This is a genomic window from Brevibacterium aurantiacum (genome assembly GCF_007558825.1).
GTDB classification, from domain to species: Bacteria; Actinomycetota; Actinomycetes; order Actinomycetales; family Brevibacteriaceae; genus Brevibacterium; species Brevibacterium aurantiacum_A.
The window spans coordinates 132214-151545 of record NZ_VLTK01000004.1 but is presented as its reverse complement, the minus strand read 5'-3'; the positions used below and the strand labels follow the sequence as shown (position 1 = coordinate 151545).

General features: G+C 63.7%; 20 protein-coding genes and 1 riboswitch. Of the genes, 14 read left to right on the top strand and 6 right to left on the bottom strand.

Features of this window, described 5'->3' with window-relative positions; translation table 11 throughout:
• Positions 1–89: 89 nt before the first annotated feature.
• The 4 genes from FO013_RS08085 to FO013_RS08070 all read left to right on the top strand — a co-directional run bounded on the left by FO013_RS08085 (position 90) and on the right by FO013_RS08070 (position 2646).
• On the top strand, positions 90–980 hold the full coding sequence (locus FO013_RS08085; RefSeq protein WP_143922042.1) for a LysR family transcriptional regulator: 891 nt from the start codon (positions 90–92) through the stop codon (positions 978–980).
• The gene (locus FO013_RS08080) at positions 977–1579 is read left to right on the top strand and encodes a class I SAM-dependent methyltransferase (protein WP_143922041.1); all 603 of its coding nucleotides are present in this window, start codon (positions 977–979) and stop codon (positions 1577–1579) included. Before FO013_RS08085 ends, FO013_RS08080 begins: the two co-directional genes overlap by 4 nt.
• 125 nt (positions 1580–1704) lie before the next feature.
• Positions 1705–2025, top strand: a complete 321-nt coding sequence (locus FO013_RS08075) for a putative quinol monooxygenase (protein WP_143922040.1) — start codon at positions 1705–1707, stop codon at positions 2023–2025.
• Between the two features lie 75 nt (positions 2026–2100).
• Positions 2101–2646 (top strand): hypothetical protein, encoded by a 546-nt coding sequence (locus tag FO013_RS08070; protein WP_143922039.1) that lies wholly within the window; start codon positions 2101–2103, stop codon positions 2644–2646.
• Here the strand turns inward: FO013_RS08070 and FO013_RS08065 are convergent.
• From FO013_RS08065 to FO013_RS08055, 3 genes are read right to left on the bottom strand one after another with little or no spacing between them, the layout of a single operon-like run.
• Positions 2643–3476: an energy-coupling factor transporter transmembrane component T family protein gene (locus tag FO013_RS08065; protein WP_143922038.1), complete on the bottom strand. Its 834-nt coding sequence runs from the start codon at positions 3474–3476 to the stop codon at positions 2643–2645. The genes FO013_RS08070 and FO013_RS08065 overlap by 4 nt on opposite strands.
• Positions 3473–5008: an ABC transporter ATP-binding protein gene (locus FO013_RS08060; RefSeq protein WP_143922037.1), complete on the bottom strand. Its 1536-nt coding sequence runs from the start codon at positions 5006–5008 to the stop codon at positions 3473–3475. Before FO013_RS08060 ends, FO013_RS08065 begins: the two co-directional genes overlap by 4 nt.
• Positions 5008–5637 carry an ECF transporter S component gene (locus tag FO013_RS08055; protein ID WP_143922036.1) on the bottom strand — a complete coding sequence of 210 codons (630 nt, stop codon included), beginning with the start codon at positions 5635–5637 and terminating at the stop codon, positions 5008–5010. Before FO013_RS08055 ends, FO013_RS08060 begins: the two co-directional genes overlap by 1 nt.
• Before the next feature lie 23 nt (positions 5638–5660).
• Positions 5661–5769, bottom strand: a riboswitch (TPP riboswitch).
• Between the two features lie 114 nt (positions 5770–5883).
• On the opposite strand from FO013_RS08055, the gene FO013_RS08050 reads away from it, so the two are divergent.
• Positions 5884–7293, top strand: a complete 1410-nt coding sequence (locus FO013_RS08050; RefSeq protein ID WP_143922035.1) for a purple acid phosphatase family protein — start codon at positions 5884–5886, stop codon at positions 7291–7293.
• 10 nt (positions 7294–7303) lie between these two features.
• Here the strand turns inward: FO013_RS08050 and FO013_RS08045 are convergent, their stop codons facing one another.
• A complete protein-coding gene (locus tag FO013_RS08045; RefSeq protein ID WP_143922034.1) occupies positions 7304–8212 on the bottom strand; it encodes a universal stress protein in 909 nt (302 codons plus the stop codon).
• A gap of 114 nt (positions 8213–8326) precedes the next feature.
• Positions 8327–8866 carry a DUF4916 domain-containing protein gene (locus FO013_RS08040; RefSeq protein WP_143922033.1) on the bottom strand — a complete coding sequence of 180 codons (540 nt, stop codon included), beginning with the start codon at positions 8864–8866 and terminating at the stop codon, positions 8327–8329.
• A 60-nt stretch (positions 8867–8926) separates the two neighbouring features.
• Between FO013_RS08040 and FO013_RS08035 the strand changes: the two genes are divergently transcribed.
• The 9 genes from FO013_RS08035 (at position 8927) to glpK (ending at position 19102) form a co-directional block, all read left to right on the top strand.
• Positions 8927–9229: a putative quinol monooxygenase gene (locus FO013_RS08035; protein WP_143922335.1), complete on the top strand. Its 303-nt coding sequence runs from the start codon at positions 8927–8929 to the stop codon at positions 9227–9229.
• Between the two features lie 288 nt (positions 9230–9517).
• Complete coding sequence (locus tag FO013_RS08030) at positions 9518–11014, top strand: MmgE/PrpD family protein (protein ID WP_143922032.1); 1497 nt, start codon at positions 9518–9520, stop codon at positions 11012–11014.
• Positions 11014–11919 (top strand): methylisocitrate lyase, encoded by a 906-nt coding sequence (gene prpB, locus FO013_RS08025; RefSeq protein WP_143922031.1) that lies wholly within the window; start codon positions 11014–11016, stop codon positions 11917–11919. Before FO013_RS08030 ends, prpB begins: the two co-directional genes overlap by 1 nt.
• The gene (locus FO013_RS08020; protein ID WP_143922030.1) at positions 11916–13040 is read left to right on the top strand and encodes a bifunctional 2-methylcitrate synthase/citrate synthase; all 1125 of its coding nucleotides are present in this window, start codon (positions 11916–11918) and stop codon (positions 13038–13040) included. Before prpB ends, FO013_RS08020 begins: the two co-directional genes overlap by 4 nt.
• Before the next feature lie 12 nt (positions 13041–13052).
• On the top strand, positions 13053–13895 hold the full coding sequence (locus FO013_RS08015) for an enoyl-CoA hydratase/isomerase family protein (protein WP_143922029.1): 843 nt from the start codon (positions 13053–13055) through the stop codon (positions 13893–13895).
• A 20-nt stretch (positions 13896–13915) separates the two neighbouring features.
• Entirely contained in the window at positions 13916–14881 is a 966-nt protein-coding gene (locus tag FO013_RS08010; RefSeq protein WP_143922028.1) for a Ppx/GppA phosphatase family protein, read from the top strand.
• A gap of 143 nt (positions 14882–15024) precedes the next feature.
• A complete protein-coding gene (locus tag FO013_RS08005) occupies positions 15025–16746 on the top strand; it encodes a glycerol-3-phosphate dehydrogenase/oxidase (protein WP_143922027.1) in 1722 nt (573 codons plus the stop codon).
• Positions 16747–16783: 37 nt separating this feature from the next.
• Complete coding sequence (locus FO013_RS08000) at positions 16784–17506, top strand: MIP/aquaporin family protein (RefSeq protein WP_143922026.1); 723 nt, start codon at positions 16784–16786, stop codon at positions 17504–17506.
• A 63-nt stretch (positions 17507–17569) separates the two neighbouring features.
• Entirely contained in the window at positions 17570–19102 is a 1533-nt protein-coding gene (gene glpK, locus FO013_RS07995; RefSeq protein ID WP_143922025.1) for a glycerol kinase GlpK, read from the top strand.
• A gap of 36 nt (positions 19103–19138) precedes the next feature.
• Here glpK and FO013_RS22815 read toward each other — a convergent pair whose 3' ends face one another.
• Positions 19139–19267 (bottom strand): hypothetical protein, encoded by a 129-nt coding sequence (locus tag FO013_RS22815; protein ID WP_260848053.1) that lies wholly within the window; start codon positions 19265–19267, stop codon positions 19139–19141.
• Between the last annotated feature and the right edge of the window lie 65 nt (positions 19268–19332).

Genomic DNA, 19332 nt, shown 5'->3' with positions numbered 1-19332 from the left:
TGCCCATTGTGGTTCCAGTCATGTTTAAGGACAAGGGCGAGTTTATGAAAACTGTTTTTAGGTAACCTGAAAACAGTTAGGCTGTGGCCATGGCATGGACTCTGGGGCAGCTGCGCACCTTCGTCGCGGTGGCCGAACTTGGGTCGATGACCCGAGCCGCGGAACAGTTGGGCTACAGCATCGGGGCGGTCTCGCAGCACATGAGCGCTCTGCGCCGCGCGGTCGGTTCCGAGCTGTTCGTTCGCCGAGGCAGGGGGATGGTCCTTGCCGAAGCGGGCAGAACGCTGCTCCCGCGCGCCCGAAGCATCCTCGCCGCCCAGAAGCAGGCAGAGATGGCGATGCTGGGCAGAGACTTCCGCAGCGAGGCCATCGTCACGCTCGGCGTCTTCGGTTCGGCATCGACGAGGGCATTGCCGTCCATAGTGCGCCTCCTTGGCCAACAGCACCCGCACATCGAGGTCCGGGCCCGCGAGATCAATGTCGAGACGATGTCGGCGGCCGTCATCGATGGAGCCATCGACTTAGGGATCGGGATCAACTATCCGGCCGTGCCGCTGCCGCCCATGCGGGGCCTGAGGTGGACGACAGTGGCCAGTGAGGACTTCGGCATAGTCGTGCCCGCGGGCGCGCCGGGTCCCACACGGCAGGACTTGGCCGAAGCCGATTGGATTCTGCCGCCGGCCGAAGAGCTCTTCGGCCGAGCTATGCGCCTGGCCACCTCGGCGCTGGGGATCGCTGCGAAGGAGACCCACATCGTCACCGACACAGCCGTCGCGCTCGCCTTGGCCGGCACGGGACTCGGGCTGACCCTGGCGACGCCGATCATGATGTCCCTGGGCGGGCCCGACGTCGACCTCCATCCCATCGACGAGGCGGGCGGCAGGGAGATCATCGTGTTGACCTCCCCGGACCCGGCAGATCCGGTCGCCGCCGTCGCCGAGGTGGTGGCCGAAGTCTTTCGTCCTAGGATGGGGCCATGAGCTTCGATCATCAGTGGAACCGCATCCGTGAGACCAATCCCGACCATTCCGCAAACTATGCCGAGCGGTGGCGCACACTCGCCGCCTCCGGCCACGACATCGGGGGAGAGGCGAGATTCGTCAATGCGATGGCACCGCGTGGGGCACGTATCCTCGACGCCGGCTGCGGCACCGGTCGTGCCGGTGGCCTGCTCATCAGCGAAGGGCACACGGTCTACGGCGTCGACCTCGATGAGTTCCTCATCTCAGTCGCCGAGGAGGACTTCCCAAGCGGTGAATGGCACACCGGCGACTTGGCCGAATTCGACTTCGCAGATGCGGGCATCAACGACATCGACGTGGCGTTCTGCGCCGGCAACGTCCTGTCCTTCCTCGATCCCGCCTCACGTCGCCAGACTCTGTCGAACATCAGATCGACGCTGAAATCCGGCGGACGCTTCGTCGCCGGCTTCGGGGCCGGCCGCGGCTACGACTTCGCGGACTTCATCGACGATGTGAAGTCGACCGGGATGCTCGTCAACCTCCAGCTCTCGACCTGGGAACTCCACCCCTTCGAGCCTGATTCCGGCTTCCTCGTGCTCATTGCCGAACGTGCGTGAACGCGGACGATCATCGAAGCTGTGAAGGCAGGGTGGCTCTTGGTGCTGCGCGGGAAACATGATTGGCTGGTTGCGTCGGACGGACACGGTTCGACTCAACTCGCACAAACACAGGAGCGGTCAGCATGATTTTCATCGTTGTGAAGTATGACGTGAAGCCCGAAAGCGTCGAGAAGTTCCCCGAGGCGGTGGGCACCTTCACCGAGGCAGTGCGACAGGAGCCGGGCAACCTGTGGTTCGAATGGTCCAAGAGCCTGGAGAAGGACAACGAGTTCGTCCTCATCGAAGCATTCACCGACGAAGGGGCCGAGCCCCACGTCAAGAGCGACCACTTCGCTGCCGGCCTCGAGGCTATGCGTCCGCACCTGGCGTCGACGCCGAAGATCATCTCCCGCAAGATCGACGGCGAAGGCTGGGACGAGATGGGCGAACTGCAGATCGACTGAGGCCACTCTGCAGCTCTGGGCATTATCGGCCCGCTGAGCATTCACGGTTGGGCGATAGTTGCCTAGACTTCACTCATGGCGACCAAAGCGATGAATGTGCAGGCGATCGAGCAGGCCCTCGGCGAACCCTGGGCGGAGACCAGGGCCCGCCTTGAAGCGGCCGGGGGAGCGTCGGCGAGTCACAAAGAACTTGCCGACGCCCTCTACCCGCAGTTCGACGGTGTCGTCGAGAAGCACGGCTGGTGGGTCCAAGGCGCGGTCGTGGCCTACGAGCAAGAGATCGGCAGACGGGTGCCGGGCCAGCGTGCCGACGGCACCTTCGACGTGGCGGTCTCACGCACCGTGACCGGTCAGCGTGATGACGTCATCACCCGATTCGCCTTCCTCATCGATGAGGGAACATTGGCAGGCCTGGCCCTCGACGGTGAGGCGCGCACGTCGAAGACGGAGAAGCGCTCCTTCTGGCGGGCGAATCTCGAGGATGGAACCAAGTTCGAGGCAGCGGCCGAACCGAAGGACGAGAACAGAACACTCCTTGTCCTCACAGTCTCCAAACTGCCCAGCGCCGAGAGGCTCGAGGAATGGCGGTCAGACCTGAAGGGACTTCTCTCCCAGATCTAGTTCCCGCCGACGATCGGATTCCAGGTTCCGAGCATGTGTGCGGCCACGATGGCAAGAGCACAGACTGCCAGAGACGCCGCCACCGCCAGACGGTCACCGGAGCCGAAGGTCGACTCTCGACGCCAGGTCCGCCCAGGACGACCGAACGCACGGCCCTCCATCGCCATCGCCAAGGTGGTGCCGCGACGAATCGACTGCACCAGCAGCACGAAGATGCCGGCGAACAGACTGCGCGTGCGCCGGATGATCGAACCGCCGGCTACGCCCCTGGCTCGTCTGGCCATCGCCAGGGTCTGCCATTCGCTGACGAGCAGACCGAGCAGTCTGCTGGCCGCCAGCACCGAGACGACGACCACCTCGGGCAGCCGCAGCCGCTGGACGAGCGCATCCGCCAGGTCACGGGGATCGATGGTCGAAGCGAGCACGATGAGCGGAATCGCCAGAGCCAGAGCTCGCAGGAAGATCGCCCCCGCGGCACCCAGCGAACCAGTTGTCATCAGGATCGGACCGACGTCGATGACCACCGCGCCGGTCTTCTCCGCCAAGATCGCCGTGCCCCACGCGGCCAACAGTGCGCCGAGAGGCAGGAACCACAACCGCAGGAGCGCTGCCCGCAGATCGAGTCCCGTCGCCGGCAGCGCAAGCAGGCAGAACCCGAGGACGATTCCCGCCGAGACCATGTCGATACTCAGCAGTGTCCCGACCATGAGGACGAGCGCCACCACGATCTTCGTCAGCGGATTGCACCTGACCAGCGCCGTCCTGCGTTTAAGCGGAATGAGCTGACCAGGGTCGTGGACTGCGACCGGTGACGGTGTTGCCGCACTCAATTCTCTCGCCTCTCACGGGTGTCTCCAGCTCCGGTCTTCTCCACTCTGGGCTGCTTGGCACCGCCGAGGACGACGCGTCTGGCTCCGATCGCTTCGAGGAAGGCATGATCGTGGCTGATGGCGACTACCGTTGATCCGCGTGCGAGGACATCGAGGAACTGCTCGACCAATCCTGCCCAGGTCAGGGCGTCCTGACCGAAGGTCGGCTCGTCGACGATGAGGACCTGCGGCCGGGGAGCCATCATGGCCGCCACCGACAGTCGCCGCTTCTCGCCTCCTGAAAGCCCCTGCGGATGCGCCTCATCGAGGGTCTCAAGGCCAAGCGCCTGCAGCAGCTCGGCGACACGCTCCTCGACCTGATCCTCTGACCATCCAGCCAGACGCGGACCCAGCGCCAGCTCTTCTGCGACGCTCGAGCGCAGGAACTGATGCTCAGGCTCCTGGAACACCAGCCCGATACGAGGAGCCAGAAAAGCTGAGGGCCAGCGGAAGGGCCGGGCATGTTTGGCCCCAGCCCGCAGAGAGCCCAGCGCGCTGACTTCTCCAGCGAACTCGGGAATGAGGCCGGCCAAGGTCAGTGCCAGCGTCGACTTGCCGGCCCCGTTGGCGCCGACGATGCCGACGGCCTCACCAGCCCGAATGGACAGATCGAGACCGGTCGCGGCCGGGGCCTTCACCCTCGGTCGTGCAACGCTGAGCTGCTCGGTCCTGAGGACGAGCTCTCCGGTAGACACCGCAGCAGTGCCTGATACAGACTCCACCGGATTCCGATCGTCTCCGGCCAAGGATTCTGTCGTTCCCGGCACCCAGATTCCACACTCGAGAAGCACCTCGGCGAGTTCGGGGTCACCGAAGACCGAACTCGGTATGCCCTGAGCGAGCAGCCCATCTGGTCCGAGGACGATCACTGTGTCCACGTGATCGAGCCACAGTTCGACCCGGTGTTCGACGATGACCATCGTCGCCGAGGTGGCCGCCTGCGTATCGAGGACGGCATCCCGAACGGACGCGGCCGAATCCGGATCTATATTCGCAGTCGGCTCGTCGAGGATGATCACCTGTGGTGCCATCGCATGGACTCCCGCCAGCGCCAGCCGCTGCTTCTGACCCCCGGACAGCGCTGCGGTGGGATGGTCATGAGGCAGATCGAGGCCCATCGTTCGCAGCGAGGTGGAGATGCGGGAATCGATGATCTCCGCAGGCAGTCCCAGGTTCTCCATTCCGAAGGCGACATCGTCGCCGACGCGGGAGAAGATCACCTGCGAATCGGGATCTTGCAGGACGAGCCCGGTCTCACCTCGGCGAGGATCGGGTGGTCGATCACCGACGAGCAGCTCGCCTGCGGCGTCGCCGGATTCGGCGGGCAGGACCCCGGCGATCGCATGCAGCAGGGTGGTCTTGCCAGCCCCGGACGGGCCCAGCAGAAGCACCTTCTCACCTGCGTCGATGTGCAGGTCGAGGGGGACGAATGCAGGTTGCTCACGATCAGCGTGGCGCCACGAGAAGCTGTGGGCGTCGATCGGCAGGGCCATCAGCGCAGGCGACCGGAGGCGAAGGAACTCAGCGCCCCGGTCTTCGCGATCGCGCGGTAGGCGAACCAGGCGCCGATGCCGGAGATGACGACGCCGGAGACGATGGCGCACACCGTGTATGCAGCTTGGAAGCCGAACTGCCATTCGGCGTTGTACATGATGTTCTCGCTCACGGACATGAACGCGGCGGCCAGGAGGCCGGCCAGGCTCGTGACCCACAGGGTGAACCTGCGATAGCCGAAGGCTGCGAAGATGAGTTCGGCGCCGAGGCCCTGGACCAGTCCGGACAGCAGGACGGTTGCGCCGAAGTGGGAGCCCAGCACTGCCTCGACGATGGCGGCGATCATTTCGCACAGCAGGGCGGCACCCGGTTTGCGGATGATGGCACCGGCCAAGGGCCCGGCGAGGACCCAGAGCCCGGCGATGAGGCCGATCGAGGGAGGGAAGGCCTGGAACCCGAGTTCGAGGACCTTCCAGCTCAGGGCCAGGACCCAGAAGATGAGCCCGACGCTGATCCCGAGCACTGCAGTGACGACATAGTCAACGACCCGCCACTGCTTCGTCGCCGGTACGTGGGAATGCTTTCGCGCGGTCTTCGAAGTGGATTCAGGCGCGGCTGTTTCTGGCATTGTGCCTCCTCATATCAAGGAGGGGTAGAAGAGTCTCGACTTCCTTCGGCGGTGCTAGCCGCATCAGGTTCGAGGGTCTGCAGCTTCATCTGCACTCTCAGCGCCCCTGTCGGCGCTCCCCTGTCGTGTAGGGCCAACTGTACAACAGTTCACGGCAACGGCCCGTGGCGAAATTTCACCTGCCGTTGACTCGGCAGCCGCCCGTTGGGGGTGGAACCTTCATTACCGACGGGTAGGAATGATCGGGTGAAAGCACAACATCATCTGATCAGGCCACTGAGTTTCCTGTCCGCGCTGGCGCTGCTGGCGGCGCTCGTGTCGGCCCCGATTCCGGCACATGCCCAGAACGAGACGCTCGGCAGTGACCCCACTGCGAAGAGCCAGGAACGGACATCAGCGATCACCGATCCCGTCCTCCACATCGGAGCCGACGAGCGAACGCGCAACCTGTCGTGGATGAGTGAGAGCTCCGGCGGGGGAGAGGTCCGCTGGGCCAAGGCTTCCGAACTTGAGGGTCGGGACCTTCCCACCGACGCGAAGCGCGCCGCGACCACGAAGTCCGGGCTCTCAACTGATCTCAAGCGCCACTACAATCATGCGAGCATGACCGGGCTGGAGCCGGACACCGAATACGTCTACCAGGTCGGAAGTGAGGAAGACGGCTTCTCATCAGTGGCGCGGTTCGCTACACGGACAGCAGGCGGGGACAGCGAATTCCTTGTCTTCGGCGATCCGCAGATCGGTGCCGGTGGCGGCAACCCTGACGATGCGACCGGCTGGAACAGGACGCTCACTTCGGCGCTGGCGACTGCACAGGGACCGCAGCTGATCTACTCTCTGGGCGATCAGGTGAACTCCGCCCATGATCAGGGCCAGTACGAGGAGTACTTGGCACCCGAGGCGACGACAACCGTTCCGCAGGCGACGACGATCGGCAACCATGATGTCGCTTCGAAATCCTATGAGCAGCACTTCAACCGACCCAATGTCAGCCAGGACCACGGCGAAGGTGGAGCCATCACCTCCGGCGGGGACTACTGGTTCATCGATTCCGGGGTTCTGTTCATCAACATCAATTCGAACAGTCGCGACAGCGACGAGCATGCCGAATTCATCGACGAAGTCGTCAAGGAGCACGGCGACGACGCCCGGTGGAAGGTCCTCGGTTTCCACCACTCGATCTATTCGACCGCGACGCATAACAGCGACCCTGATGTGAAGAAGCTGCGTGATGCGATTCCACCGGTAGCTGCGCGCAACGACATCGACCTCGTGGTGTCTGGTCACGACCACATCTACAACCGGACGTTCCTCATGGACTCCGAGGGTAAGAAGGTCGAAGGCTCCGATGCCGGCTTCGAGCAGGAGAAGGAGGAAGGGCAGACGATGTACCTGACGCTGACTTCATCCTCGGGTTCGAAGTTCTACGACTACGTTCCGGGGTTGGAGTGGGAGGCCAAGAGCGTCCACAACGACACCCCAGCCTTCACCCGAGTGCGGGTGAGTGACGGAGCGCTGCAGGCAACGACCTATGAGGTCCCAGCAGGCGGCGCACAGCAGCCTGAAGCGCAGACAGCGTCCGAGAAGATCGACGATGTTGAGATCACTCGCGCCGGAAATGACGTTCCAGAGACGGACGCCGGCGATCTGCGCTGACGCCGCCAGCTCAGCTCGGGACGACCATGATCGGACCGTCCGCGCGGTGGAGGACTCCACGTGAAACTGAGCCCAGAAGTGCACTTCGGACTGCTCCGCGTCCGCGGGAACCGAGGACGGTCAACTGTGCGGTCGCTGCGGCTTCGACGAGAATCTCGGTCGGGTCTCCGATGGGCACCTCGGCTTCGACCTGCAGGTCGGGAAACTGCTGAGCCACTGCCGCGACCTCGGCCTCGAGCGCTTCCTCGAGCTGCTTCTTCCTCCGATCGGAGACCTCGGCGCTCAGCTCCAGCTCGGGGTACCAGTAGAGCCATTCCTCGCCGGCTGGGAGGACGCAGATGATGTTGAGTGCGGCATTTCGCGAGCTGGCCACCTCGGCGGCGGTGAACATCGCCAGACGTCCGGCATCCGAGCCGTCGACGGCGACGACCACCGGTGCATCGTCCGCCTCCGATCGGTGGCCCGGGACCACGATCGTCGGGCAGTGGGAGTGGGCAGGCAGTGCTGTGGAAACCGAGCCGAGAATTCGGCCCATGAATCCGCCGCGGCCTCTCGCTCCCACGACCACTGTCCGTGCGTGTGCGCTCAGATCCTTCAGCACCCCGGCCGCGTCTCCCCGATCGGCGCGGTAGGAGACCCTGCCTACATGGTCTCGCAGGAGTCCGGCCGCTTCACCGAGGAGTTTCTCGACCGCTCGGAGTGAGACCTGCTCCTCGTTCTCCTCCGGCATTGATGCGATATTCGGATAGATCATCGCAGGAACGGTATAAGCGGCGACGACGGTGAGAGCGGCGCTGCGGCGAGTGGCCTCGGTTGCCCCGTACTCGAGGGCGCGCGCGGCGAGTTCGGAGCCGTCGTAACCGACGAGGATTCCGAGGTTCGTCGATGTCTGGTCAGCGGTGCGGTTCTCGGCAGTCATGGCAGACCTCCCGTGGGGGCCGACTGTACCCGGACGAAGACGATGGCCCCGTCATCAGAACCGTCCTCGTGGACTCAGTCTACCCAGGGATTTCTACGTAATGTAGAAAAATTGTCAGATTGCGAAGCCCATATGGGCCAGTGCGTAGCGGAGGATGTGTTCCTGACCGTGGCACATCTCGCCGACGATGTCCGAGCGCAGCGTTTCCTCCGGTGTCAGCCAATCGAGGCTCAGTGCATCCGCACGAGGAGTGCATTCGCCTCGGACTTCGAGGATGAAGCACATTGAGATCGCATGCTGGCGGGGGTCGTGGAGCAGGGATGAGCCTTCGGTGGGAAAGTACTCGGCGATGTGGAACGGTGCGATCGCAGGCGGAATGACCGGCAGTGCCATCGTTCCGAGGTCATTCTCTGCATGGCGCATCAGCGCTGAGCGGATACTCTCGTGGAAGCGGATCCGCCCGCCGACGACCTCTCGCCCCAGAGTTCCATCGTCTAGGCTGCGCAGCAGGAGGCCGATCCGCTCGACGTCTCCCGATTCGCCCACCCGCACAGGAATCGCATTGACATAGGGGATGGGCAGTCGCCGTCGCAGCTGAGCGAACTCGGCATCGTCGAACCAGTTATCGTCGAAGTCCAGAGCGGTGCGCGTCATGGCTCAATTGTGGCACATCGGCACGTGATGCAGTTCACGTCCGCTGGTATCCTTGAGGCCATGGTCTTCGCGAACGTCGGCACCCTCGGGACACTGCCCGGACAGCGCGATGTCCTGGTTGCTCTCCTCACTCGTCGCAACGACTACCTCAAGCGGATCGGCTGCCTGAGCTATGAAGTCGGAGTCAGTGATGATCATCCCGACACCGTCTTCGTCATCGAACTCTGGGAGGGCGAGGATGCACACCGAGAGTCCCTGCAGCTGCCCGAAGTCCAGGCCTCGATCGCAGAAGCCCGCCCCTTGCTCTCCGGTGAATTCGGCGGCTACCGCTTCGATATCGCAGGCTCACCCCTGCGAGGCTGAGTCTCGCTTCTCCGGGCTGGGCCCTCACTTCTGCGCGGCTCTCCCGTACCGTAGCTGCGCAGTTCTCCTCCACCGCGACTGCGCGGCTCTCCCTCGCCGCAGCTGCGCGAGCGAGCGGCGCCGGATCGGCATCGCGAGGCCGGGTGGTGGGAACTCGGTGCGGTCGGGTAAAGTATCTTGATGTCGAGATAAAATTCTGACCAGACCGTGACAGTGACGTGACGTAGCCTACAGTTGTGTCTGCCACTGGAAGACCTGAACGGTCAAGGACGTTTGAAGGGGTTAACCATGATCGATCATGAAGTCCGCACGCACAAGAGCTCAGAGAACCTGGCTCGCGAAGACCAACTCGCCTGGAAGATCGCCGAGGTCGCCTCAGACCCGACTCCGGTGGACTCAGAGGTCACCGAAATGGTGATCAACCGCGTCATCGACAACGCCTCGGTGGCCGCAGCCTCGGTGCGCCGCTCGGCCCCGCTGCACGCCCGTGAACAGGCACAGACCCACCCGTACTCACCCGGAGCCACCGTCTTCGGTCTGCCCCTGGGCGAGCACTTCTCCCCAGAATGGGCAGCCTGGGCCAACGGAGTCGCCGTTCGTGAACTCGACTTCCATGACACCTTCCTCGCAGCCGAATACTCACACCCCGGCGACAACATCCCACCAGTCCTTGCAGTCGCCCAGCACAAGGGCATCAGCGGCAAGGACCTCATCAACGGCATCGCCACCGGCTACGAGATCCAGGTCGACCTGGTCAAGGGAATGTGCCTGCACGAGCACAAGATCGACCACGTGGCCCACCTCGGCCCATCCGCAGCGGCCGGCATCGGCGCCATGCTCGGCCTCGACACCGAAATCACCTTCCAGGCGATCCAGCAGGCCCTGCACGTGACCACCGCGACCCGTCAGTCCCGCAAGGGCGAGATCTCCTCCTGGAAGGCACACGCTCCTGCATTCGCCGGCAAGATGGCCGTCGAGTCCGTCGACCGTGCCATGCGCGGCGAGGGTGCACCCAACCCGATCTATGAAGGTGAAGACGGCTTCATCGCCTGGATCCTCTCAGGCCCCGAGGCTCGCTACACCATCCCCCTGCCGGGTGCAGGTGAGGCCAAGCGCGCGATCCTCGACACATACACCAAGGAGCACTCGGCCGAGTACCAGGCCCAGGCGCTCATCGACCTCGCCCGCAAGCTCGGTGGCGAGATCGAGGATCTGACGAAGATCAAGCGCATCGTCATCCACACCTCGCACCACACACACAACGTCATCGGCACGGGCGCGAACGACCCGCAGAAGATGGATCCCAAGGCCAGCCGCGAGACCCTCGACCACTCGATCATGTACATCTTCGCCGTGGCCATGGAGGATCAGGGCTGGCACCACGAGCACTCCTACGCTCCCGAGCGTGCCGGACGGCCAGAGACCGTCAAGCTGTGGCACAAGATCGAGACCACCGAAGACAAGGAATGGACTCGCCGCTATCACTCGACCGATCCCAATGAGAAGGCCTTCGGTGGCCGCGTTGAGATCGAATTCGAGGACGGATCGACCCTGGTCGACGAGATCGCTGTGGCCGACGCACACCCATTCGGTGCCCGTCCCTTCGCCCGCGCGAACTACATCGAGAAGTTCAAGACTCTGTCCGAGGGCATCCTCACCGGTGCCGAGCAGACTCGCTTCATCGACCTGGCCGAGAACCTCGAGAACCTTGACGCGAAGGGTGTTGCCGAACTCAGCTTCACCGTCGACGGACTCGAGCACACCGGCTCGAAGGGCATCTTCTGATGTTGGGGGCAACCGCAACCCCGGCCGAGCGCCGCGCGAAGTTCCGTGAGCTCCTCGCCGGTGACCAGATCGTGCAGTTCCCCGGCGCCATCAATCCGATCAACGCTCAGATCATCGAGCAGACCGGATTCGAGGGCGTCTACATCTCCGGTGGTGCTTTCTCCGCTGCCATGGGTCTGCCCGATATCGGACTCACCTCCCTCACCGAGGTGGCCGATCACGGGCGCAACATCGCCCGTGTGACGAACCTGCCGACCTTCATCGACGCCGACACCGGCTGGGGCGAAGCCATGAACGTGGCGCGCACCATCCAGGAATTCGAAGACGCCGGAATCTCGGGGATGCACCTCGAAGATCAGGTGAATCCGAAGCGCTGCGGCCACCTCGACGGCAAAGAGGTTGTCACCGCTGCTGAGATGAGCAAGCGCATCGCCGCCGCCGTCAAGGGCCGGCGGGATGAGAACTTCGTCATCAGCGCCCGCACCGACTCCCGCGCAGGCGAAGGCCTTGACGCGGCGATCGATCGCGCGAAGGCCTACGTCGACGCCGGAGCGGACCTGATCTTCCCCGAAGCCATGCGCGACCTGAGCGAGTTCGAGAAATTCGCCAGCAGCGTGGATGTTCCGATTCTGGCGAACATGACAGAATTCGGAAAGAGCGAACTGTTCACGACCGAGCAGTTGGCGAACGTCGGAGTCAAAGTCGTGATCTACCCGGTCACAACTCTGCGTCTCGCCATGGGTGCGATCAAATCGGGCCTGCAGACCATTCGAGATCAGGGCACCCAGGTGGATCTGCTCGAGGGAATGCAGACCCGTGCGGACCTCTACGACACGATCGACTACGCTGCGTACAACGATTTTGACGCAGCCGTATTCAACTTTTCACAGGAGGGTCACCAGTGACCGAAGAAATCAAGAAGGGCCTCGCCGGCGTCGTCGTCGACACCACGGCAGTTTCGAAGGTAGTCCAGGAAACGAACTCGCTCACCTACCGCGGGTATCCCGTGCAGGAACTCGCTGCCGAGCGCAACTTCGAAGACGTCGCCTACCTGATCTGGAACGGTGAACTGCCGACGAAGGCTCAGCTCGACGAGTTCAAGGCCCGCGAGCGCTCACAGCGCACAGTCGACGACAAGCTCGTCCAGCTCATCCTCGACCTGCCCAAGGACTGCCACCCGATGCACGTGGTGCAGACTGCGGTGTCCTACCTCGGCGCCGTCGATCCTGACGCAGACGTCGAAGGCGAAGAGGCCAACCTGGCCAAGGCTGAACGTCTGTACGCACAGCTGCCGACGATCGTGGCCATCGACCACCGTCGCCGCCATGGCCTCGACCCGGTCGCTCCGACCGAGGACCTCGACTACGCCGCGAACTTCTTCAAGATGGTCTTCGATGAGGTTCCCGACGAGGCTGTCGTGCGCTGCTTCGACATCTCGATGATCCTCTACGCGGAGCACTCGTTCAACGCGTCGACGTTCACCACCCGCGTCATCACCTCGACGACATCTGACCTGTACTCGGCAGTCGCCGGTGGCATCGGCGCCCTCAAGGGCCCCCTGCACGGCGGTGCCAATGAGGCCGTCATGGCGATGCTCGAAGAGGTCGGCACCGCCGACAAGGCATCGGCGTGGATCGACGACGCCCTGGCGAAGAAGGCCAAGATCATGGGCTTCGGACACCGTGTCTACAAGAACGGCGACTCGCGCGTTCCGACCATGCGCAAGGCCTTCGAGAACATGGTCGCGGCGAAGGGCGCAACCGATCTCCTCGATCTCTACAATGCCTTCGAAGAAGACTTCGTCTCACGCAAGGGCATCTACCCGAATCTCGACTACCCTTCAGGCCCGGCGTACCACCTCATGGGCTTCGACACCGATCAGTTCACGCCGATCTTCGTCATGGCCCGCATCACCGGCTGGACGGCTCACATCATGGAACAGCAGGCCAACAATGCTCTGATCCGTCCGCTGAGCGCCTACGACGGTCACGAACAGCGCGAGGTCCCCGAAAACCGGGACAGCTGAAAGGCTACGCACATGACCGTTGACGGCACATACCGTCCGGTCGATCTCGAGGGTTTCGATTTCACCGTCACAGGTGGAGTCGGAACCCTCGTCATTGATCGGCCCGAAAAACGCAACGCCATCTCCCGTCCGATGTGGCGGGCCCTGCCGGAGATCATCGCCGGCATCGACGCCGATGACTCGATAGGGGCTCTGGTGATCACGGGCGCGGCCGGGCACTTCTCCGCCGGGTCCGACATCGCGGACCTCAACGTCGCCCTCGCCGACTTCTGGGAACTCAATTCCACCGCCGAGGCGGCTGTGGCCGATGCCCGCACCACGACGATCGCGGCCATCACCGGCAACTGCGTGGGCGGGGGCACCGAGATCGCGGCCGCCTGCGACATCCGCATCGCGGCCCCCGGCTCGATCTACGGCGTCACGGCTGCCAAACTCGGCCTCGTCTACCCACCGGGGCCAACCCACCGCCTGGCCACCGTGCTCGGTGACTCCTGGGCCAGGTATCTGCTGGTCACAGCCTCGATCGTCAAGTTCGAGACGATGCGCGAGCTCGGATTCTTCCACGAGGTCTCCGAGACTCCGCTGGACTCGGCACAGGTGATGGGCGAGAAGATCGTCGGGCTCTCACGGCTGTCCCAGCTGGGATCCAAAGCAGTCCTGTCCGGAGAGCTGAGGGAGAGCGCCACTGACGACTCCGCCTTCAACCCACCGCCGTGGCTCGACGAGGCCTACCAGGCGGAGATCGCCCGCGGACAGGAGGCATTCTTCGCGAAGCGCACGCCCGAATTCGGCTTCCGGGGCACGGACTGGGCTGAAGGGTCGATACCTACGGGGTCGGCACCGGAAAAGCCGTGAACAGTGGTTAAACTGATCGAATGCGCCTAGCAGTCCTCGATATCGGGTCCAACAGCGTCCACCTTCTCGTGGTCGACGCTCACGTCGGAGCCCCTCCCTTGCCTGCCACCTCCCACAAAGAGATCCTGCGCCTCGCCGAGTACCTCGGCGACGACGGGATGATCGATGCCGCAGGTCAGGAACGACTGCACAACTTCATCGCCGAGGCGGTGGAGATCGCCGAAGACCAAGGATCGGAACAGATCCTGGCGTTCGCCACCTCGGCGGTCAGGGACGCCCCGAACGGTGGCGAGCTGATCGATGCCATCAATGCTCAACTTGGCGTGACTCTCAACGTGATGTCCGGCAAGGACGAAGCGCGGGTGACTTTTCTCGCAGTCAGGCGCTGGTTCGGCTGGTCGGCGGGGAAGATCCTGCTGCTCGACATCGGCGGCGGCTCCCTTGAGATCGCGGCCGGTCAGGACGAATACCCGGAGGCGGCCGTGTCAGTGCCCTTGGGCGCTGGTCGCACCTATTCCGATTTCCTCCCCGATCCTCTGCCCAGTGCCGATGACATCCACAGCCTGCAGAAGTATGCGCGGTCCCAGATCGGTCGCATCGCCGGCAAGATCAACAGAGTCGGCACCGCCGATCAGGTGGTGGGGTCATCGAAGACGTTCCGTTCGCTGGCTCGGATCGCCGGCGCGGCACCCAGCGGCGACGGCATCTACGCCCCACGCAAACTCTTCCGCCGTGACCTCGCCGGAATCATCGAGACCCTGTCGTCCCGGACCCCCGAGGAGCGTGCGACGCTGCCCGGAGTCTCCCAAGCTCGGGCCGGACAGATCCTCGCGGGCGCCATCGTCGCCGACGCGGCCTTCGCCATCTTCGACGTCAACGTCATGAGCATCTCCCCATGGGCACTGCGGGAAGGGATCATCATGCGCAAACTCGACCTGCTCGATTCCGCGGAGACCTCCTCGGCGATGCGGGTGGAACTGGTCTGAGCCCTTTCGCTTCTGTCCGTTGTGTTTCACTTCTGCGCATTGCCTGTTAGATTTTTCCTAACTGCCGTACGCGGACCACATGCTGATATCGGGGCGTGATAATGGTGGGAACACACACGCTCGAAGAAGGAAAAGAACTGTCAATGCGAAATGGCGAGCTGTCCCCATCGTTCCGCGATGAAGCCCTGCACACCCTCGAGAACACCACAGCCGACAACCCCCTTGACGTCTTCGTCGTCGGTGGGGGTGTCACCGGAGCCGGCTCCGCATTCGATGCAGCCACCCGCGGACTGAAGGTCGGGGTCGTCGATGCCAAGGACTGGGCCTCGGGTACTTCCTCGCGGTCATCGAAGCTCATGCACGGCGGACTGCGCTACCTCGAGATGCTCGACTTCAAGCTCGTGGCCGAAGCGCTGAAGGAACGCGACCTCCTCCTCCAGCACACGGCGCCCCACCTGGTTGAGCCCGTCGCCTTCGTCTTCCCCTTCGAACATCGCCTCATCGACCGGGCGTTCATCGGCTCCGGCGTTCTGCTCTACGACACCATGGCCACCCGCCCCGGTCGCAAACGCGCTCTGCCCCTGCGTCGGCATCTCGGCAAGAAGGCCCTGAACTCGCATTTCCCCGGCCTGGCCGATGATGCCGCTGTCGGTGCGCTCGAATACTACGATGCGAAGGTCGACGACGCCCGCTTCGTCATGACGCTCATCCGCTCCGCTGTGGGCTACGGCGCCGCCGCGGCCAATCATGTCTCCGTCATCGGCTACCTCCACGACGGAGAACGAGTCTCCGGCGTCCGCGCCCGCGATGAGATGACCGGACGCGAGTTCGACATCCACGCCCGCCGCACAATCCTCGCCGGGGGAGTCTGGACCGAGGAGCAGCAGGACCTGGCCCAAGCCGACGCAGGCCTGCATGTGCTCGCGTCCAAGGGCGTGCACATCACCGTCGACCAGGACAAGATCAAGGCCGACCCGGACACCGGCATCATCTCGAAGACGGAGAAATCCGTGCTCTTCGTGATCCCGTGGGAGGGCTACTGGGTCATCGGCACCACGGACACGCCGTGGGACCAGGATGTCGACTCTCCGGTGGCCAACTCCGACGACATCGACTATCTGCTCAAGCACGCGAACGCGATTCTGACCGAGAAGCTCACCCGCAACGACGTCATCGGAGTCTACTCCGGACTCCGACCTCTGCTTCAGCCCGTGGTCAAGGAAGGCCAGGCCTCGACGAAGGTCTCTCGCGAGCACACGGTGATGGAGGTCGAACCCGCACTCGCTGCGATCGCCGGCGGAAAGTTCACGACCTACCGGGTGATGGCCGAGGACGCCGTCGACTTCGTTCTCGGCGACGATGCGAAGGATCGGCGCTCACTGACCGAATCGGTTCCGCTGCTCGGCGCCCAGGGCGTCGGAGCCGTGAGACGCGGTCAGGCAGGCATCGCCGAGAAGTACGGCTGGGACGAGGACCGCGTGAAGAGACTCATCCGCCGCTACGGCACCCTGCTCGAGGACATCCTCGACCTCGTCGACGAGGATCCCGAACTCGGGCGCCCACTCTCCGGCGCGCAGCGCTACCTGCGCGCAGAGGCCCACTACGCGGCGAGCTCGGAAGGTGCCGTCCACCTCGGCGATATCCTCGAGCGCCGAATGCGCCTCAACTATGAGGTCAGGGACCGAGGCAAGGCCGCCGCCGAGGCGGTCGCCGCCATCGTCGCCCCGATCCTGGGTTGGGACGATGAGCGGGAGGCGAAGGAGATCGCCGACTTCAACGCTCACGCCGACGCACAGATCGCCGCCGAATCCACCCACGACGATGCGTCCGCTGCGGCTCTCGTCGAGGAGACACTGAAACCGTAAATCCGAGAAGCAGGACAAACATAGGAGTTTGTGAAATATGGGTACTATCTTCCTTTATGAGATCGGCGGCACCGCCATGCTCATGCTGCTCGGCGTCGGAGTCGTCGCCAATGTGGTTCTGGGCAAGACCAAGGGCAACGGGGGAGGCTGGCTCCTCATCTCGTTCGGTTGGGGCCTGGCGGTGTTCGCCGGTGTCTTCGTCGCCTTCAAGACCGGAGCGCACCTCAACCCGGCAGTGACCTTCGGCATCCTTGCCAGCGGCGCCGACGAATACGCCCCTGGCATCGCCGTGACCTTCGGCAACACCATCGCCTACCTTGCGGCCGAGATGATCGGTGCCATGATCGGTGCTGTCCTCGCCTGGGCCGTGTACAAGAAGCACTACGACGAGGAGAAGGACGCCGGCAACATCCTCGGCACCTTCTCGACGGGTCCCGAGATCCGCAGCTACGGCTGGAACTTCGTCACCGAGGTCATCGCCACCTTCGTCCTCGTGTTCGTCATTCTCCTCTTCGGAGGAACTCCGCACGGGCTGGGGCCACTGGCTGTCGGTCTCCTCGTCGTCGTCATCGGCGCCTCCTTGGGCGGCCCGACCGGCTACGCGATCAACCCGGCCCGTGACCTCGGACCCCGCATCGTCCACGCCCTGCTGCCGATCCCGAACAAGGGCAAATCAGACTGGGCGTACTCATGGGTGCCGATCGCCGGCCCCATCGTCGGCGGCGTCGCTGCCGGTCTACTGTCTCAGGCCTTCGTCTGACCCCATCGAACCTTCGTCTGAGTCACCAGCAATCCACAGCATCACCTCGCCATAGGAGTCAGCATGAGTCAGGAAAAATTCATCCTCGCCATCGACCAGGGCACCACCTCGTCGCGGGCCATCGTCTTCAATCACGACGGACAGATCGTGTCCTCGGGCCAACTTGAGCACGAGCAGATCTTCCCGCGGGCCGGCTGGGTCGAACACGACCCGTTGGAGATCATCAGGAACACGAACGAGGCGATCGGTCAGGCTCTGACCCGCGCCGGCATCAACCGCCACCAGCTCGAGGGCGTGGGCATCACGAATCAGCGTGAGACCACGGTCATCTGGAACAAGAACACCGGCAAGCCCGTCTACAACGCGATCGTCTGGCAGGACACACGGACCCAGAAGATCTGCGACGAACTCGCTGGAGACGAAGGGCCCGACAAGTACAAGGATCGTGTCGGCCTGCCCCTGGCGACCTACTTCGCCGGACCGAAGGCCAAGTGGGTCTTCGACAACGTCGACGGAGTCAAAGAGTCCGCTGAAGCCGGCGAACTGCTCTTCGGCACCATGGACACCTGGGTTCTCTGGAACCTCACCGGCGGCGTCAACGGCGGAGTCCACGTCACCGACGTCACGAATGCCTCGCGCACGATGCTCATGAACATCAAGAGCCTCGACTGGAACGAGGAGATCGCCGGCGAGATGGGCATTCCCGTCGCGATGCTCCCAGAGATCAAGTCCTGTTCGGAGGTCTACGGCTACGGCGCCAAGAACGGCCTCATCATCGACACCCCGATCTGCGGTATCCTCGGCGACCAGCAGGCGGCGACCTTCGGTCAGGCATGCTTCGAGAAGGGCCAGGCCAAGAACACCTACGGCACCGGCAACTTCATGCTCATCAATACCGGAACCGAGCCCGTGGCCAGCAAGAACGGATTGCTGACGACCGTCGCCTACAAGATCGGCGACGACGCGGCCGTGTACGCACTCGAAGGCTCCGTGGCCGTGACCGGTTCCCTCGTGCAATGGCTCCGCGACAATTTCGGCATCATCTCCGAGGCCCCCGAGGTTGAGACGCTTGCGAAGAATGTCGACGACAACGGTGGCTGCTACATCGTGCCTGCCTTCTCAGGCCTCTTCGCACCCCACTGGGAGTCCGACGCACGCGGAGTCATGGTGGGACTGACACGCTTCGTCAACAAGAACCACATCGCTCGGGCAGCTCTCGAGTCGGTGGCATTCCAGTCCCGCGAGGTCCTCGATGCGATGGACCTCGATTCGGGAGTCAAACTCACCGAGCTCAAGGTCGACGGCGGCATGGTCGCCAACGAGACGCTGATGCAGTTCCAGGCCGATCTCCTCGGCGTGCCCGTCATCCGCCCCGAGGTCGTCGAGACCACGGCTTTGGGTGCGGCCTACGCAGCTGGCATCGCCGTGAAGTTCTGGAACGGTGAAGAAGATGTGAAGAACAACTGGCGTGAGGACAAGCGCTGGCTGCCGTCGATGGACGAGGACACCGTCGCTCGCGCCTACCGACTGTGGAACAAGGCAGTCGAGAAGTCGAAGAACTGGGTCGACGAGGACGTTGAAGCCCTCCAAGGCTGACCTCCGGTCGAGGCCGACGCCCGCCGAGGTGGCGGATCAGTCGAGATCGATCGTGACCATGGCCTCTGGCGCCGCCGGGGACACTGCGCCGAAGACGTGGGTGTTCTCCGTGCGGTGCCAGAGCGCATCGTCGACGCGGGCGCGGCGAATTCGACGATCGGCCAACGCTGCCGCTTAGCGACTTCAGGGCATATGCTCTCTGAGGGAATATGGAATCTTCGAGGACTAGA